The sequence below is a fragment of the Pseudomonas sp. AN-B15 genome (assembly GCF_019056475.1).
Taxonomy (GTDB): Bacteria; Pseudomonadota; Gammaproteobacteria; order Pseudomonadales; family Pseudomonadaceae; genus Aquipseudomonas; species Aquipseudomonas parakoreensis.
On the sequence record NZ_CP049737.1, the window covers coordinates 1,545,100 to 1,560,924 of the forward strand.

Consider the following 15,825-nt stretch of genomic DNA (forward strand, 5'->3'; position numbering starts at 1 on the left):
AGGGGTTTCAGCCGATGACCGTCAACCACCGCTCCCAAAGTGGGACAAACCTGTTACAAACTGCGCTCGCCAAGCCATACCACTATCGCCGGTCTGGTCGCTATTACCTTCGCCTTCGCCCGCAAGGAACCGTTAAGGGCTTCTTCACGCTGTCACTCAGGACCACCGACAAGGCCACCGCAATGACCATCTCAGACGACATCCTTTCGACCCTCAAGGCCTACCACTTGGACAACCCAGAGGCGTCATGGGATGAACTGCGCGCGCGCCTGACTGACTTCGCTGAGTACAACTTGACGATGGCACACGGTGACAGCTCACTGGTCGCTTACGAGATGATCAACGATGAGCATCACTTGGCGTTGCGTAAGGCGTCCGCAACGTTGCCTCTGAGTGTGAATCAGCAGCGGGCAGTCAGTAAGGCCCTTGAGATCCTTGAGGCCTCTCAGGAGCGTATGCGGGGCCGTTCAGGGAAGCTGGTCGAGATCGTTAAGGACCTCAACGATGAACCTTGTGGCACGCCTGAAGCCCTCTTTCTCTCCCAATCTGTAAATGCTTCTCCGGGTCTGACCTTTAAGTCTCTCTCTGCGCTCTACATGGAGGAACGCAAGGACAGCATTCAGGCCAGCACCATGCGGGACGTGAAGTCATCGTGTGAGGCCATCGGTGCGGTCCTTGGTGACTTGGACATGAAGAGCCACACACGGGAAGACATGAAGGGCCTCAGGGAAAAGCTCCTTGAGGCCCGTAAGCCTTCGACAGTTAAGAAGCTGCTGACCCGGCTATCAACGGTCATGGATTGGGCTGTGAACAATGGCTACCTCGATAAGAGTTTCGATAAGGGCCTGAAGCCAACTAAAGGAGCTGACAGCTCCCGTGAGGCGCTCTCTCAGGATCAGGTAAAGGCCCTGATGGCTCACGCTAAGTCGCTTCCAGTGGACGCTTGGCAGCGCTGGGCGTTGTCCCTTGGAGTGATCACTGGGACCCGTATTGAGGAACTCAGGCAGTTGACCAAGGCTGACGTTAAGCAGGTCGGGACTGTGTGGGTCATCGACATCAATAGGAACGATGGCAAGACAGCCAAGACCAAGAATGCTCTACGTGTCGTACCGCTGACTGACGGGGCCTATGGCTTCGACCTTAAGGCGTTCCTTGAGTTTGTCAGGAAGGCCGACTCTCGGCTGTTCACCTTGGGCGCTGGTCAGTTCTCGAACCTGCTTAATGGTGCGTTACGGGATGTCTTGAGCTTGAACGCTGATCGGACCCAGACTTTCCACTCATTGCGTCACTCACTGGCCGGTGCCTTGAAGGCCGCTGAGGTGCCTGTGGGAACCGCTGAGTCCATCTTGGGTCACGCTTCAGGGTCTATCAGTTATGACCTGTACGGGGCTGGGAGTGCCGTTGAGGTGGGCCGTATGGCGGACGCTCTGGTGAAAGCTTTGAAGCTGGTAAGCTAAGGCTGCATCTATGCTGGTCGCCAACGAGCGCTTAGTATGCGGACATCATGGAACATTAACTAAGTAACGGAGCTGTCAATTGAACAATGGACGTTTCTTCAGTGGCCTCGCTCTTTGTGCAGTGCTTCAAGTCTTTGCGGCTCATGCGCTGGGGCAGGAAAAACTATGGGTCACCACAGATCGTACTGATCGACACACTTGCCCATCTACAGAGTGTGGGGTCGCAGGCCGACTTATGTTCAGGGAAGGCGTTGACATCTTAGAGCGTAAAGGTCAGTGGGTGCGTATTACTAAAACCTATTCTGCATCCTGTACTGGCGGCGTCAGCGAGTACATTAAGTCTGGAAATAAAGCCTGTACGGCCGTTAATGGCATCAAGGACGGGAAGTTTGCTGAATGGGTTCAGAGCAAAGATTTTAGCCGAGATCGCCCTAAGGACCCTTCAGAGGATGCAAGTGGAGATTACTCTCTCGTAAAAGGTTCAGACGATTATAGGATTTATAAGGACCCATTTGCTAAAGCAGCGCGGGCATTGATAGATGACGGCACTTGTACTGAGGATGACTTCAAGGAAATTGGTGGCTGGATGGCCTCAACGAATCGTGGCGAAGGTGTGTACTTCACTTATTGCGGCGGTATGAAAGTCAACAATAAGGTCTACCTTGATGTCACTTCAGGGAAGACCAGCCGTTAGGTTCGATAAGGACATGCGAGCGGTTGTGAGTCCTGACGTGTTAGCTACACGTTCGTCGAAGATTTAAAAACCCTCACCCAAAGAGGGACAGGCTAAATCAGCGTTGCTTTCCTTTCAAGATGCCGCAAGGTCACCTCAAAGGTGGCCCTCTGCGGGCAAGGCGTGTACGTCCAGTGATCAACGTTACCTCTTTCAGGTAGACCAATGTCCAAGACACCACGACCACCAAGCGCAGCCCTAACGGGATCTGCGGGGCCAGCATCAGGTCCACTGTAGCGATTCTGTCTGCGCACTTCGTGTGAATAGACCCTTGATAGGTTTGGGCCTCCTATCTCTGATCGCACAGTATAAAGGGGCCTTTTAACTTAAAGATCTCTACAAGATGACTCTAAGATTAAGTTTTATTAGTTTAGTTCTATAAATAATAAAAACTTAAAGAGAATGCTCTTAGAGTTACCTTAAGGTCGATCATTAAGATCTTGGGTCTACCTTCGATGTCGTGGTTGTAGAAGTGTGACCGTAGCGGCTCGTTGGTGCTCCAGTATGACCAGATTAAAAACCCTCACAAGAACAGGGACAGACCGCTAAGCTAATCGGTCGCTCTGAATTCCTCTACGCCCGTCGCTGGGCTTTTATCAACGTCAAGTCTTTCTGAATGCTTCTTGAGCCATAGTCGATGCCCGTAGTGGGGCCTTGACGGTCGGCCTGTGGGAGCGAACTCAGGGGGCATTCAAAAGGAGTCCACTACTATGCTGGCCAACACCAATAACCAAACTGATCTGCTGCCTATCGTGATTGAGGGGCAGACCTTCAAGCCGAACGAAGATGGAATGTGGAATCTCAACGAGATCGCCAAGACTCTGAATGTTCGGGAACCGGGTCAGTGGCGTAATGCTGTTCAAGCTGCCCTGATCAAAGATGCAAATTTGCATGTCTCCCACGGTAACGGGACCCTTGCAACAGAAGAGGGCGCAATTGCATACGCCATGTGGGTTTCAACCGACTTTTACCTGATGGTCATTCGTGCGTTCATCGCCATGCGTAACAGTGCCGTCCGTGAGCTGCGCCATAAAGATGCCCTTCTGGACGCAAACATGCCCAAGGCTACGACTCTCGACATGAAGGCTCGCGGCGCGGGTCTGACATGGACCGAGGCTTGCCGTGTGGCTGGTATTCAACAGCCTCGACTTGCTCTTGAATTTCTCGCAAAGGGGCCGATGTTCGTTCACGTCTGTGACGATTTTGGTAGCCGTACTGGTCAGATCCGACCGAAGCAGCAAGGTTTCTCATCAGGCGCCTTTGTGGCGATCTCATCGGACTTCGGCAACCGTGAAGGCTGGAGGGTCAAACCCCGTGGCCTTGACTGGTTGCGTGCAAATACTGAGACCATCAACGTCGGCGTAGCTGAAGCCAAGGCCGCTCAGGCCAAAGCTAAGAAGGCCACTCAGGCATCCCGTGTGGATCGCTGGGGCCGTGCATGCAAGGAGGCACAGCTATGAGCAGTTCCTTCCTCGACCAGCTCAATGCCCTGTGCGTCACCCCCGCGTCCCGCGTGAAGTTGCTGACCCTCCGTGGCATCTGGCGTGATCGACGTGCCCGTAACAGCTTCTATTGCGAGTCATCATGCGGGGTCCATTTGGATTCCCTACTGGCCCACCTCGAAGCCAATCACCCCGGTCTGAGCGCCTTCGTTAAGTCGATCATCGGGTCACCATCGCTCCACATCGACGGGGTACTCCGTGCACGCTTAAAGGTCCCTTTAGGGAAAGCTCAACGCATCATCCATCTATTGTAACGCCGTCCGCTATCGGCACCAAGATCACACCCCGCCAAGTTACAGACCCGTGATCGCACCAACCCAAACCCAGAAGATATTGATCATGTCCTTGAGAGGTCCGTGCGGCTACTCCTTGCCATCTGGTCACGTTGCCTCTATGCGGCAGGGCCATGAATCAATGTCTCGAATTTAGGAGACACCTACCATGCAATTGAACATTCAAAACGTAACGCCCGAAACTGTTGAAGTCCAAGGCCAGAGCGTGACCCGTACCTTCGCTGAAGGCGTGATGCTGTCTGGGCTGATCGCTGGTGCAGGTAAGAATGATTCGGCCCGTGAGGCCATCGTTAAGCAATACCTTGACGCTGGTCTGATCGCTGATGCGTTCCCCGCTGTGGTCCGAGCAGTTCGTGCTCGTGAGGCCCATTCAGCAGCCGAGCGTGAGCGCCAGTTAGCTGAGTCTCGTGCCCATGCTGAGCGCGTTGCTTCCTATGCGACCCCTACGGCCCTTGAGGTCGCCCGTCGCCGTGCCAAGCGTGAGGCCCGCGAAGCTGAATACCGTGCACGTGGTGCTGCTATCCGTGCCGCTAATGGCCGGTCCTCATGGTCCTCGTGGGAATGACTCACGGGCAACCTACTGACTCACACCGTCTTGCCTCCGGTGGCGCTGGCTCTTGTTGGCGTCCCGTTGAACCCCTTCAAGTAAACTTTCAGGAGATACTCAATCATGCCTACTCGTAAACAGAACGCTTTCAAATCCGCCGACCACCGCGAGAACACTGACCGTTACAGCGCACCGACTGCCTATGAGCAGGCCGTGTGGGGCAATGGTGGTAACCTTCAGTTCAACACCCAGGCATCCACAAGCGCCCCATGCAGTGACGGCAGCGTCGCCGCTGAAGGTATCGTTGCGGTCCTTGACGACTTCTTTAATGGTGGCGAATGGCACCAGAACGCCGTTGATGCTATCCCGTGTGAGTTTCGACCTAAGGGCACTGAGCCGACCCCTGTGCAACTGGTCAACATGGTCGACCGCAACGTCGAGTTCGACCCACGTAAGTCGATCTACGACACCTCGACCATTACAAAGGGTGAAGCTGTTGCCGGTGACGTGATCTTTACGGAGCCCACTGATACCGCCGCGTTCTTCTCGCACCGTATGACTCTGTTAGATGCTCATGTGGTGGCAGGTTTCACCAGCAACTCCATCGGCCAAATGCTGGATAAGGCCATGCAGGACTTTGAGAAAGCGTGCGGCTCTACCATCGTGGACATTCTCCTGAAGTCCCCAAGTGTCGAGGTCAAGGAAGTCACCATTGCTGGCACTGGACCACGTGATCGTGCTGAGGATTGGATTGACCAACTAACACTGAGCATCAACCACTCAGTGGGCAACTCCCTGAGTGACTTCGTGCTGCTGATGCACATGACCGAACAGGCAATCCTTGAGCGTGCTGCCCAGCGTGCAGGCGTAGATGATATTGAGGACCTGTTGGGCTGCCGTACCCAGTTCTATTCGGATGGCAACCGTGGCGTCTTCATGCTCCCTAAAGGCTTCGCCTCCCTGTCGTTCCGTGAAGGTAACGACGGTGATGTGTGGTCAATCCTCGCCAGCCGTAACGCCTCGGTACAGGGCTGGGACATCGAAATCACCGGTATCGCTGACGTAATGGCTCAGGCCAAGGTCAAGCTGAAGCTGGCAAACCCAGCGGACCCTACTGAGAAACTTCAGGTCGAGACCGTAGACTTTCCGCTGATCACCCGTGTGGTCGTCAAGCCGTAACACCCGCTGTATCCATGAGGTCCGTAATGGGCCTCATGGGCGAGCTGTTTAGTTGCTATGCTTGGGCATCGACCATGTTACGGCAAGGCCAGCCATGAGTTTTACTCTCTGTTATACCTACAAGGACAAACGGGTGGTTACGAAGATACAAGTCGATCACCTGACCCCATATGCAGCCGTTTGCTTTGCCCTGCTCCAGTCAGGGGCCACCAACGACTCAAGTGGTGGAGGCTGGCCTAAATCCTATGAGGGCATCCTTGAGATTGCCACTCAATACGGTCTCACAAACCTGACGGTTCACCGATCCCTTAACTCTTAGGACAACTTCATGGACACGTTTAGCGCGGCCTACGGGCCTGCGTTGGTGTTCATGTGGCCTTCTGGCTGTATGGGTGCCTCAAGGGCACCTCATGAGGATCTGGCACAAAAATCTGAGTGACCACCTGTAACTACTAACCTGCGCGCTTACCCCCATAGGCCCTCGCATGCTCGCTCAGGCGCACGATAAGGACCCTTGCGGGCAGGTGATAAGGACCTCAGCGTTGGGACAAATGTGCGCCAAAGCTGTTACAAACTGGGGCCCCATGGTGCTACGCTATGGCTCCTAACGTGCCTCATTTGTCGGGTGTAAGGATCGTATCCTTCGCCTCTGGCAGCAGCTCTGGATAGTCCAACGTGTAGTGCAGACCCCGAGATTCCTTACGTTTCATGGCAGACCTGATCATCAGTTCCGCTACTTGAGCAAGGTTCCTCAATTCAATCAGGTCTCTGCTTACGCGATAGTTGCTGTAGAACTCGTCGATCTCGTCCAGCAGCAGGCGCACGCGGTGCTGCGCCCGTTGCAGGCGCTTGTTGGTGCGCACGATCCCCACGTAGTCCCACATGAAGCGGCGCAGCTCATCCCAGTTGTGGGCGATGATCACGTCTTCGTCGGAATCGGTTACCTGGCTGGCGTCCCACTCGGGCAGGGCGTTTGGCGCGGTGACGGCATCCAGTTGCGCAAGAATGTCCGCCGCCGCCGAACGCGCATAGACAAAGCATTCGAGCAGCGAGTTGCTGGCCATGCGGTTGGCGCCGTGCAAACCGGTGAAGCTGGTTTCGCCAATCGCGTACAGCCCAGGCACATCGGTGCGACCGTGTTGATCGACCATCACCCCACCACAGGTGTAGTGCGCCGCCGGTACGACCGGGATCGGTTGCCTGGTGATGTCGATGCCGAAACCCAGGCAGCGCTCATAAACAGTCGGGAAGTGGCTTTTGATGAAGGCTTCCGGCTTGTGGCTGATATCGAGATAGACGCAGTCGACGCCCAGGCGCTTCATTTCATGGTCGATGGCACGGGCGACGATGTCGCGTGGTGCCAGTTCGGCACGTTTGTCGAAACGCGGCATGAACCGTTCGCCATTGGGCAGCTTCAGGTGCGCACCTTCGCCGCGCAAGGCTTCAGTGATCAGGAAACTCTTGGCTTGTGGGTGATACAGGCAAGTGGGGTGGAACTGGTTGAATTCCAGGTTGGCCACCCGGCAGCCCGAACGCCAGGCCATGGCGATGCCATCACCGCAGGCGCCATCGGGGTTGCTGGTATAGAGGTAGACCTTGGCCGCGCCGCCGGACGCGAGGATCACGAAGCGTGCGCCGTAGGTGTCGACTTCGCCGGTCGCGCGATTCAGCACGTAGGCACCGAGGCAGCGCTCGCCGTCCAGGCCCAGACGCCGTTCGGTGATCAGATCAACGGCAACCCGTTGTTCCAGCAGCTCTATATTGCTGCGCTCTCTGGCTTGGGCGAGCAGGGTGGTGAAAATCGCTGCGCCGGTTGCGTCGGCGGCGTGGATGATGCGCCGATGACTGTGACCGCCCTCGCGGGTCAGGTGGAATTCGAAGCCGCCGTCTTCGGTGCCGGACTGTTCGTCGCGGGTGAACGGCACGCCCTGGTCGATCAACCACTGGATGGCTTCCCGACTGTGCTCGACAGTGAAACGCACCGCGTCTTCATGGCACAGACCGCCGCCGGCGTTCAGGGTGTCATCGACGTGGGATTCGACAGTGTCGGTATCGTCCAGCACGGCAGCGACGCCGCCCTGGGCCCAATAGGTCGAACCGTTGGCCAGATCACCCTTGCTCAATACGGCAATGCGCAAATGACCCGGCAGGGTCAGCGCGAGACTCAAACCGGCAGCGCCGCTGCCAATCACCAGAACATCGTGTTGAAACTGTTGGCTCATTTCAGGATTCCGCTCAAAGCGACCCGGATCGGGGTTGGCGCAAGACAGCTGGATCGGCGAGTCAAGACAGCCACACAGCCCACTAGTATATAGAGGGGTGGAGCGGCACAATAGCCGGGCTTGTATGGCATTGTGAAACTACTGTGACGACAAAAGCCTGACGTTTCGTCGGAGGTTTTTTTTCATCGTTTTGGAAAAAGGCAACTGTATCGAGGATGAAACAGGCTTTTTCAGCGCACGGTCGCTCAATGTCGCTCCAGCATGGCTATAAATAATTGGAACTTTTGCCAGAGGCCCAAGATCAATAGACAGTTGCCAGAAACACGGGACAGTGTCGGCTTCAATGCAGAACCTGCGATTGGGTTTTTGCCGGCGAACCGATGACAAGATTATTCGCGCAGCCGGTTTATCCCGCGCTGCGTTTTTCGTGCGTGCCAAATCAGAGCCCGCAGGAAACTTGCCTGGAGGGGGAGAACTTTTGCGAAAAGCCCGAGTCTATGTTTGCAAGTCTGGTCGTTTAGTTATGCAAGCCTCCTCCATGCTTATCGAGGAGTGTTCATGCTAACCCAGGAAGAGGATCAGCAGCTGGTCGAGCGCGTTCAGCGTGGCGACAAGCGAGCTTTCGATCTGCTGGTGCTGAAATATCAGCACAAAATTCTCGGGTTGATCGTGCGTTTTGTGCACGACACCCATGAAGCCCAGGATGTGGCTCAGGAAGCCTTTATCAAGGCGTACCGAGCATTAGGAAACTTTCGCGGAGACAGCGCGTTCTATACGTGGCTTTACCGCATTGCCATCAACACGGCAAAAAACTATCTGGTTTCACGCGGCCGCCGGCCGCCGGATAGTGATGTAAGTTCTGAAGACGCAGAGTTCTACGATGGCGATCATGGCCTCAAGGATCTCGAATCACCGGAACGCGCGTTGCTGCGGGATGAGATCGAAGGCACCGTCCATCGAACCATTCAGCAACTGCCAGAGGATTTGCGTACGGCGTTAACTTTACGTGAATTCGATGGTCTGAGTTACGAGGACATTGCGAGTGTCATGCAGTGTCCGGTGGGTACCGTGCGCTCCCGGATTTTCCGCGCTCGGGAGGCCATCGATAAAGCCCTGCAGCCGTTGTTGCAGGAAAACTGAGACAGCGGCGACAGCCAAGAGAGGAACGCCATGAGTCGTGAAGCCCTGCAGGAATCGCTGTCCGCAGTGATGGATAACGAAGCGGACGAATTGGAATTGCGTCGAGTGATCAATGCACTGGACGATGTTGAAACCCGTGAGACCTGGGCTCGTTACCAGATCGCCCGGGCAGCCATGCACAAGGACCTGCTGCTTCCGCGTCTGGACATCGCTGCGGCAGTCTCTGCTGCGCTGGAAGACGAAACGGCTCCAGCCAAAGTATCCCGTGGTCCATGGCGTAACCTCGGTCGTCTGGCCGTTGCCGCTTCGGTGACCGTTGCCGTACTGGCCGGTGTTCGTCTGTACAACCAGGACGAAATCGCGGGTGTCGAGTTGGCTCAGCAGTCCAATCAGCCTTCGCTGGTAGCACCGCAAGCCAAAGGCCCTGCAGTGCTGGCAGGCTATAAGGAAAGCTCGGAAACCACCGGTCCGATGGCCAATGGCGTTCTGCAAGGTCAGCCAGGCTGGCATGATCAGCGTCTGCCAGGTTATCTGCGCCAGCATGCCCAGCAGGCTGCACTGAAAGGTACTGAAAGCGCCTTGCCTTATGCGCGTGCAGCAAGCATGGAAAACCGTTAAGGAGGATCATGCGCGCCATACCTTTACTTTCGCTTCTGCTCAGTGGCTGGTTCGTTGTTCCAGCCCACGCTGATGAGGCCCAGGACTGGTTGAACCGTCTGGGCCAGGCCGAACAGCAGCAAAGCTTTCAAGGCACCTTCGTTTACGAGCGTAACGGTAGTTTTTCTACCCATAACATCTGGCATCGTGTCCAGAACGGTCAGGTTCGCGAGCGCCTGGTTCAGCTGGACGGTTCGGCACAGGAAGTGGTGCGCATTGATGGGCATACTCAATGTGTCAGTGGCACTCTGATTGCGGGGTTGGGAGACTCTTCCAACTCGACCGCTCGTGCGTTTGATCCCCAAAAGCTGAAAAACTGGTATGACCTTGCTGTCATCGGCAAGTCGCGTGTGGCCGGGCGGGATGCGGTTATCGTATCGCTGACGCCGCGAGACCAGCATCGCTATGGTTTCGAACTTCATCTGGACAAACAGACCGCTCTGCCGCTTAAGTCACTGCTGCTCAATGACAAGGGGCAGTTGCTCGAGCGTTTCCAGTTCACCAGCCTTGATACCGCTGATGTCCCGTCGGATAAAGATTTGCAGGCGGGCACCGATTGCAAGGCCATCACCTTGGACAGTGACAAAGCGTCTGCGGTGAAGACGGCTCAGGTCTGGCATTCGGACTGGCTCCCTCCGGGGTTCGTGCTGACCAGCAGTACTTCGCACAAAGATCCGGAAACCAAGACTCAGGTCAACAGCCTGATGTATGACGACGGTCTGGCGCGTTTCTCGGTGTTCCTGGAGCCACTCAACGGTGCGACAGTGACTGACACCCGCACGCAGTTGGGGCCGACTGTTGCCGTTTCTCGCCGCCTCACCACGCCCGAGGGTGAGATGATGGTCACGGTGGTCGGAGAAATTCCAATTGGCACAGCTGAACGCATTGCTTTGTCGATGCGCAATGATGGCGCTGCAACCAGCAAGCAGTGAGCTGATTTCAGTCATTTCCACCTCTTCGTCGAGACGTAGATGAAATGTTTGCTCAGCATTTTCATTTGCAAATCACCCGAAAGTTTTTTATAGGTCAGAGCCTCACGGCTCTGGCCTTGTCTGTTGTTCCCGGAACAAAAATACCGGCCCGCGGTTCCCGGTGTTCCTTGCTCCATATCGCTTAACCCTGCTCGTCGTAACGGGAGCTGTATGTCGATACTTAGCTTGAAGTCTTATCTCTCCATTTTCGCCACCGTGCTGGTGCTGGGTCAGGCTGTCCCCGCTGTCCAGGCGGCCGACTTGCCTGACTTCACCCAACTGGTTGAACAGGCCTCGCCTGCGGTGGTGAACATCAGTACCACGCAGAAACTGCCGGATCGCAAGGTGAACCAGCAGATGCCTGACCTGGAAGGCTTGCCGCCGATGTTGCGCGAGTTCTTCGAGCGTGGCATGCCGCCTCAGCAGCGTTCGCCGCGCGGCGACCGTCAGCGTGAAGCACAATCGCTGGGTTCGGGCTTCATCATTTCTTCGGATGGCTACATCCTGACCAACAACCATGTGATTGCCGATGCCGACGAAATCCTCGTGCGTCTGGCAGATCGCAGTGAAATGAAAGCCAAGCTGATCGGCACCGATCCGCGCTCCGACGTGGCCCTGCTGAAAATCGATGGCAAGGATCTGCCGGTGCTCAAACTCGGCAAGTCCCAGGACCTGAAAGCCGGTCAGTGGGTGGTGGCGATCGGGTCGCCGTTCGGCTTTGACCACACCGTGACCCAAGGCATTGTCAGCGCCGTTGGCCGTAGCCTGCCGAACGAAAACTACGTGCCATTCATCCAGACCGACGTGCCGATCAACCCGGGTAACTCCGGTGGCCCGCTGTTCAACCTGAACGGTGAAGTGGTAGGGATCAACTCGCAGATCTACACCCGTTCCGGTGGCTTCATGGGCGTGTCGTTCGCCATCCCGATCGACGTGGCGATGGACGTTTCCAATCAGCTGAAAAGCGGTGGCAAGGTCAGCCGCGGCTGGCTGGGCGTGGTTATTCAGGAAGTAAACAAGGATCTGGCTGAATCGTTCGGTCTTGATAAGCCGGCCGGAGCGCTGGTTGCGCAGATTCAGGATGACGGTCCGGCAGCCAAGGGTGGCTTGCAAGTGGGTGACGTGATCCTGAGCATGAACGGTCAGCCGATCGTCATGTCCGCTGACTTGCCACATCTGGTTGGTGCACTTAAGGCAGGCGCCAAGGCCAACCTCGAAGTGATTCGTGACGGCAAGCGCAAGAATGTCGAGCTGACTGTCGGCGCGATTCCTGATGAGGACAAAGAGCTGGCAGCACTGCCGAAGTCCGGTGCGGAAAGCAGCAGCAATCGCCTCGGCGTTTCGGTGGCGGAATTGACCGCTGAGCAGAAGAAAACCTACGACCTCAAGGGCGGTGTGGTGATCAAGGAGGTTCAGGATGGTCCTGCGGCGCTGATCGGTCTGCAGCCGGGTGACGTGATCACGCACCTGAACAACCAGGCCATTGGCTCTACCAAAGAGTTCGGCGAGATCGCCAAGGCGCTGCCGAAGAACCGTTCAGTGTCGATGCGCGTTCTGCGCGAAGGTCGCGCGAGTTTCATCACCTTCAAACTGGCTGAATAATCAGGTTGCAGTGAAATAAGAAACCGCCTCGAAAGAGGCGGTTTTTTTCTGCCTGAAACTTTTATGTCGCTGATGAACACTTAGCCCATCATGTCCTTGATCATGCGTTCCTGCTCCATCAGTTCACGCTGGCGCGCATCGATTCGCGAGGACAGCGGGAAGTTGCTGCCCGCCTTGCGTTTGGCAAAATCGAGCTGCTGGATCGCCTGACGATAGTCCCCCACCAGCGCAAAGTATTCGGCGCGAGCCTGATGCAGGCCGATGATATTGCCGGACAGGCCACGAGTTTCAGCGACCTGATACCACACGTCCGGATCGTTCGGACGAGATTTGAGCAAGCTGTCGAGGGCTTTTTCCGCGTCGGCGGTGCGATTCTGTTTCAGCAACAGATCGACACGAACCTGATTCAGCGGGTAATTGCCCGGGTATTGCGTGAGCATCCGGTCAACCCGGGTTTGCGCGTCCGGCAGGCGGTTGTTGGTGATGTCCAGGTCGATCTGCGCGAGGTTGTAGATGATCTCGTTGGGCGACTTGGCCAGCAACTGCTTGAGGTTCTCCCGCGCTTCATTGAGCTGACCACCCTTGATCTGGGCGATTGCCAGGCCATAGCGCGCCACGTCGTTCTTCGGGTTCTCGTCCAGTTGTGCGCGGAAGCGCTTGGCCCCCAGTCCCGGTGTTTCTTCGTAGATCAGCTGAACGCGGGCGCGGATCAACTGATAGCGCATGCTGTCTTCAATGCCGCCGGCTGGCGCTTGTTCTGCGCGGTTACGGGTGTCAGCGATACGCGACTCGGTTACCGGGTGAGTCAGCAGAAATTCCGGCGGCTTGGCGTCGAAGCGGTACTGGCGCATCAGGCGTTCGAACATGGTCGGCATCGAGCGAGGGTCGTATCCGGCCTTTTCCAGGTTGAGGATGCCAATACGGTCGGCTTCCTGTTCGTTCTGGCGCGAGAAGGTACGTTGCGATTGAATGGCTGCTGCTTGACTGCCGGCAATGGTCGCGATCCCGGCATCACCACCACCGGCAGCGGCAATCACGATGCCAGCCAGTAGCGCCGCCATCATCGGTACCTGCATCCGTTGCGAAGCTTCGACGCCGCGAGCAAAGTGACGTTGCGACAAGTGAGCCAGTTCGTGAGCCAGTACCGAGGCATATTCGCCTTCGGTCTGCGCATTGAGGAACAGCCCGCCGTTGACCCCGACCACGCCACCTGGCGCCGCGAAGGCGTTGAGTTGCGGGCTGTTGATCAGGATGAATTCCAGGCGGCGGTCAGTTACCTGGCTGGTTTCCACCAGCTTGTAGACGCTGGACTCGACGTAGTCCTTGAGTTGCGGATCGTTGAGTTGTGCAACCTGACTGCGCAACATCGCCAGCCAGGCGCGGCCCAGCTGGTATTCCTGTTGCGGTGAGACAATGGCAGAACTGGCGTCGCCAAGTGACGGCAGATCGTCGGCAAAGCCCGGTGAGGCGAGCAGGCAAGCGAGCGTCAACAGGGTAGGGCGCAGAAATGTCATGCACAAAGCCTTAGAAGACAAAGACCTTACTGTAGCCGGACACCGGGCCCGCGACCAGATATTCTAGGCCGCTCGACCATCTGAACCGGAGTGACGCAATGACTGACGCTGTAGCCCATGATTGTGAACTGGACGCCAGTGGCCTGAATTGCCCGTTGCCGTTGCTCAAGGCCAAAATGGAGCTCAATAAGCTGCCCAGCGGCGCCATACTCAAGGTAATCGCCACGGACGCGGGCTCGCAGCGCGACTTCCGCACCTTTGCCCGTTTGGCCGGTCATACGCTGCTGCGCGAAGAAGACGAAGCAGGCGTTTACCGTTACTGGTTGAAAAAAGCCTGACCCCCCCCGCGTAAAAGACCTAGGGATTATTGATGTTCAAAGTGTTACGCGACTGGATTCAGCGCTATTTTTCCGACGAAGAAGCGGTGGTGCTGGCAGTGCTGCTGTTTCTCGCCTTCACCGCAGTGCTCACGCTCGGTGGCATGCTCGCGCCGGTACTGGCGGGGATGGTGCTGGCGTACCTGATGCAGGGGCTGGTGCTTGCTCTTGAGCGTATGCGCGTGCCCGGTGCGGCGGCGGTGGGCCTGGTGTTTGCGCTGTTCATGGGCGTGTTGCTGGTGTTTATCGTGGTGGTGTTGCCGCTGCTCTGGCATCAGTTGATCACGTTGTTCAACGAACTGCCGGGCATGCTCGCCAAATGGCAGTCGCTGCTGCTGTTGCTGCCCGAGCGCTATCCGCACCTGGTCTCGGATGAGCAGGTGCTGCAGGCCATCGAAGCCGCGCGTGGTGAAATCGGCAAATTCGGGCAGTGGGCGCTGACCTTTTCGCTGTCGAGCCTGCCGCTGCTGGTCAATATCATGATCTATCTGGTGCTGGTGCCGATCCTGGTGTTTTTCTTTCTCAAGGATCGGGCCATGATCGGCGAGTGGGTGCGCGGCTATCTGCCTCGCGAGCGGGCGCTGATCACCCGGGTCGCGCAGGAGATGAACCGGCAGATTGCCAACTACATTCGTGGCAAGGTTATCGAAATCGTGATCTGCGGCGGCGTGACCTACATCGCCTTCGTCGCCCTCGGCCTTAACTATGCGGCGCTGCTGGCGTTGCTGGTCGGGGTGTCGGTGGTCGTGCCGTACGTCGGTGCGGTGGTGGTGACCGTACCGGTGCTGCTGATCGCGCTATTCCAATGGGGCTGGAGCGATCAGTTCATTTATCTGATGGCGGTCTACGGAATCATTCAGACGCTGGATGGCAACGTGCTGGTGCCTTTGCTGTTTTCCGAGGCGGTCAACCTGCACCCCGTGGCCATCATCTGCGCGGTGCTGTTGTTTGGCGGGTTGTGGGGCTTCTGGGGCGTGTTCTTTGCGATTCCGCTGGCGACGCTGTTCAAGGCCGTGCTGGATGCATGGCCGCGTAAGGAGCCTGTGGTGGCTCCGTTACTATAAAAGCCAAAAGATCGCAGCCTGCGGCAGCTCCTACAGGGAAACACATTCCAATGTAGGAGCTGCCGCAGGCTGCGATCTTTTGATCTTCAGGCTTTATTCAGCGCCTGAGCCGCAGCCAGTACCGCATCCACATGCCCCGGCACTTTCACGCCGCGCCATTCCTGACGCAGCACACCGTTTTTGTCGATCAGAAACGTGCTGCGATCGACGCCCAGGTATTCCTTGCCGTACAGCTTCTTCAACTTGATCACGTCGAACAGCTGGCAGACCGCTTCGTCCTTGTCGCTGATCAGCTCGAACGGAAACTCCTGCTTGCACTTGAAGTTCTCGTGGGACTTCAGGCTGTCGCGGGAAATACCGAAGATCTCCGTGTTGGCAGCCTGAAACGCCGCATACTGGTCACGAAAGCCCTGGCCTTCGGTGGTGCAGCCCGGGGTGCTGTCCTTCGGATAGAAGTAGATCACCACTTGCTTGCCCTTCAAGGCAGACAGGCTGATGGTCTGCCCGCTGGTGGCAGGTGCTTCGAAATCCGCAACCGGTTGGTCGATGACAACGGCCATGAAAGCT

General features: G+C 56.7%; 15 protein-coding genes. 12 read left to right on the forward strand and 3 right to left on the reverse strand.

The annotated features are described in order from the left end of the window. Window positions 1–14 precede the first annotated feature (14 nt). The 6 genes from GTQ41_RS07120 (at window position 15) to GTQ41_RS07145 (ending at window position 5,711) form a co-directional block, all read left to right on the forward strand. Entirely contained in the window at window positions 15–1,457 is a 1,443-nt protein-coding gene (locus GTQ41_RS07120) for a tyrosine-type recombinase/integrase (protein ID WP_046784946.1), read from the forward strand. 79 nt (window positions 1,458–1,536) lie between these two features. Beyond that, window positions 1,537–2,151, forward strand: coding sequence for a hypothetical protein (locus GTQ41_RS07125; RefSeq protein ID WP_046784947.1), 615 nt, complete (start codon window positions 1,537–1,539; stop codon window positions 2,149–2,151). Window positions 2,152–2,900: 749 nt separating this feature from the next. Then, entirely contained in the window at window positions 2,901–3,650 is a 750-nt protein-coding gene (locus GTQ41_RS07130) for a hypothetical protein (RefSeq protein WP_120247645.1), read from the forward strand. After that, window positions 3,647–3,946 (forward strand): hypothetical protein, encoded by a 300-nt coding sequence (locus GTQ41_RS07135; RefSeq protein WP_120247646.1) that lies wholly within the window; start codon window positions 3,647–3,649, stop codon window positions 3,944–3,946. The genes GTQ41_RS07130 and GTQ41_RS07135 overlap by 4 nt, the downstream gene beginning before the upstream one ends. A 187-nt stretch (window positions 3,947–4,133) precedes the next feature. Then, window positions 4,134–4,550, forward strand: a complete 417-nt coding sequence (locus tag GTQ41_RS07140; RefSeq protein WP_020301033.1) for a hypothetical protein — start codon at window positions 4,134–4,136, stop codon at window positions 4,548–4,550. 105 nt (window positions 4,551–4,655) lie between these two features. After that, window positions 4,656–5,711, forward strand: a complete 1,056-nt coding sequence (locus tag GTQ41_RS07145; RefSeq protein WP_020301034.1) for a hypothetical protein — start codon at window positions 4,656–4,658, stop codon at window positions 5,709–5,711. Between the two features lie 614 nt (window positions 5,712–6,325). Here the strand turns inward: GTQ41_RS07145 and nadB are convergent. Continuing rightward, a complete protein-coding gene (gene nadB / locus GTQ41_RS07150) occupies window positions 6,326–7,933 on the reverse strand; it encodes an L-aspartate oxidase (protein WP_047292286.1) in 1,608 nt (535 codons plus the stop codon). 558 nt (window positions 7,934–8,491) lie between these two features. Here nadB and rpoE point away from each other — a divergent pair. The 4 genes from rpoE to GTQ41_RS07170 all read left to right on the forward strand — a co-directional run bounded on the left by rpoE (window position 8,492) and on the right by GTQ41_RS07170 (window position 12,303). Then, window positions 8,492–9,073, forward strand: coding sequence for an RNA polymerase sigma factor RpoE (gene rpoE / locus GTQ41_RS07155; RefSeq protein ID WP_003172477.1), 582 nt, complete (start codon window positions 8,492–8,494; stop codon window positions 9,071–9,073). Window positions 9,074–9,103: 30 nt separating this feature from the next. After that, window positions 9,104–9,691 carry a sigma-E factor negative regulatory protein gene (locus GTQ41_RS07160; RefSeq protein ID WP_041070379.1) on the forward strand — a complete coding sequence of 196 codons (588 nt, stop codon included), beginning with the start codon at window positions 9,104–9,106 and terminating at the stop codon, window positions 9,689–9,691. 8 nt (window positions 9,692–9,699) lie between these two features. After that, the gene (locus GTQ41_RS07165; RefSeq protein ID WP_047292287.1) at window positions 9,700–10,662 is read left to right on the forward strand and encodes a MucB/RseB C-terminal domain-containing protein; all 963 of its coding nucleotides are present in this window, start codon (window positions 9,700–9,702) and stop codon (window positions 10,660–10,662) included. 210 nt (window positions 10,663–10,872) lie between these two features. Next, window positions 10,873–12,303 (forward strand): DegQ family serine endoprotease, encoded by a 1,431-nt coding sequence (locus GTQ41_RS07170; RefSeq protein ID WP_047292288.1) that lies wholly within the window; start codon window positions 10,873–10,875, stop codon window positions 12,301–12,303. 80 nt (window positions 12,304–12,383) lie between these two features. Here GTQ41_RS07170 and GTQ41_RS07175 read toward each other — a convergent pair whose 3' ends face one another. After that, window positions 12,384–13,817: a M48 family metalloprotease gene (locus tag GTQ41_RS07175; protein WP_041070373.1), complete on the reverse strand. Its 1,434-nt coding sequence runs from the start codon at window positions 13,815–13,817 to the stop codon at window positions 12,384–12,386. Between the two features lie 98 nt (window positions 13,818–13,915). Here GTQ41_RS07175 and GTQ41_RS07180 point away from each other — a divergent pair, with 98 nt between their 5' ends. Both GTQ41_RS07180 and GTQ41_RS07185 read left to right on the forward strand, forming a co-directional pair. Next, window positions 13,916–14,155 carry a sulfurtransferase TusA family protein gene (locus tag GTQ41_RS07180; RefSeq protein ID WP_047292289.1) on the forward strand — a complete coding sequence of 80 codons (240 nt, stop codon included), beginning with the start codon at window positions 13,916–13,918 and terminating at the stop codon, window positions 14,153–14,155. Between the two features lie 32 nt (window positions 14,156–14,187). After that, window positions 14,188–15,258 (forward strand): AI-2E family transporter, encoded by a 1,071-nt coding sequence (locus GTQ41_RS07185; protein ID WP_027614463.1) that lies wholly within the window; start codon window positions 14,188–14,190, stop codon window positions 15,256–15,258. 86 nt (window positions 15,259–15,344) lie between these two features. On the opposite strand, the gene GTQ41_RS07190 is transcribed toward GTQ41_RS07185, so the two are convergent. Then, complete coding sequence (locus GTQ41_RS07190) at window positions 15,345–15,818, reverse strand: peroxiredoxin (protein WP_047292290.1); 474 nt, start codon at window positions 15,816–15,818, stop codon at window positions 15,345–15,347. Window positions 15,819–15,825 lie beyond the last annotated feature (7 nt).

What these genes read in the sequence shown, in the direction of transcription:
- GTQ41_RS07145 (WP_020301034.1), top strand. Translation starts at nt 4,656, where the DNA reads ATGCCTACTCGTAAACAGAACGCTTTCAAATCCGCCGACCACCGCGAG.
- GTQ41_RS07170 (WP_047292288.1), top strand. Translation starts at nt 10,873, where the DNA reads ATGTCGATACTTAGCTTGAAGTCTTATCTCTCCATTTTCGCCACCGTG.
- GTQ41_RS07160 (WP_041070379.1), top strand. Translation starts at nt 9,104, where the DNA reads ATGAGTCGTGAAGCCCTGCAGGAATCGCTGTCCGCAGTGATGGATAAC.
- GTQ41_RS07130 (WP_120247645.1), top strand. Translation starts at nt 2,901, where the DNA reads ATGCTGGCCAACACCAATAACCAAACTGATCTGCTGCCTATCGTGATT.
- GTQ41_RS07135 (WP_120247646.1), top strand. Translation starts at nt 3,647, where the DNA reads ATGAGCAGTTCCTTCCTCGACCAGCTCAATGCCCTGTGCGTCACCCCC.
- GTQ41_RS07185 (WP_027614463.1), top strand. Translation starts at nt 14,188, where the DNA reads ATGTTCAAAGTGTTACGCGACTGGATTCAGCGCTATTTTTCCGACGAA.
- GTQ41_RS07190 (WP_047292290.1), bottom strand. Translation starts at nt 15,818, where the DNA reads ATGGCCGTTGTCATCGACCAACCGGTTGCGGATTTCGAAGCACCTGCC.
- GTQ41_RS07165 (WP_047292287.1), top strand. Translation starts at nt 9,700, where the DNA reads ATGCGCGCCATACCTTTACTTTCGCTTCTGCTCAGTGGCTGGTTCGTT.
- nadB (WP_047292286.1), bottom strand. Translation starts at nt 7,933, where the DNA reads ATGAGCCAACAGTTTCAACACGATGTTCTGGTGATTGGCAGCGGCGCT.
- GTQ41_RS07140 (WP_020301033.1), top strand. Translation starts at nt 4,134, where the DNA reads ATGCAATTGAACATTCAAAACGTAACGCCCGAAACTGTTGAAGTCCAA.
- rpoE (WP_003172477.1), top strand. Translation starts at nt 8,492, where the DNA reads ATGCTAACCCAGGAAGAGGATCAGCAGCTGGTCGAGCGCGTTCAGCGT.
- GTQ41_RS07120 (WP_046784946.1), top strand. Translation starts at nt 15, where the DNA reads ATGACCGTCAACCACCGCTCCCAAAGTGGGACAAACCTGTTACAAACT.
- GTQ41_RS07175 (WP_041070373.1), bottom strand. Translation starts at nt 13,817, where the DNA reads ATGACATTTCTGCGCCCTACCCTGTTGACGCTCGCTTGCCTGCTCGCC.
- GTQ41_RS07180 (WP_047292289.1), top strand. Translation starts at nt 13,916, where the DNA reads ATGACTGACGCTGTAGCCCATGATTGTGAACTGGACGCCAGTGGCCTG.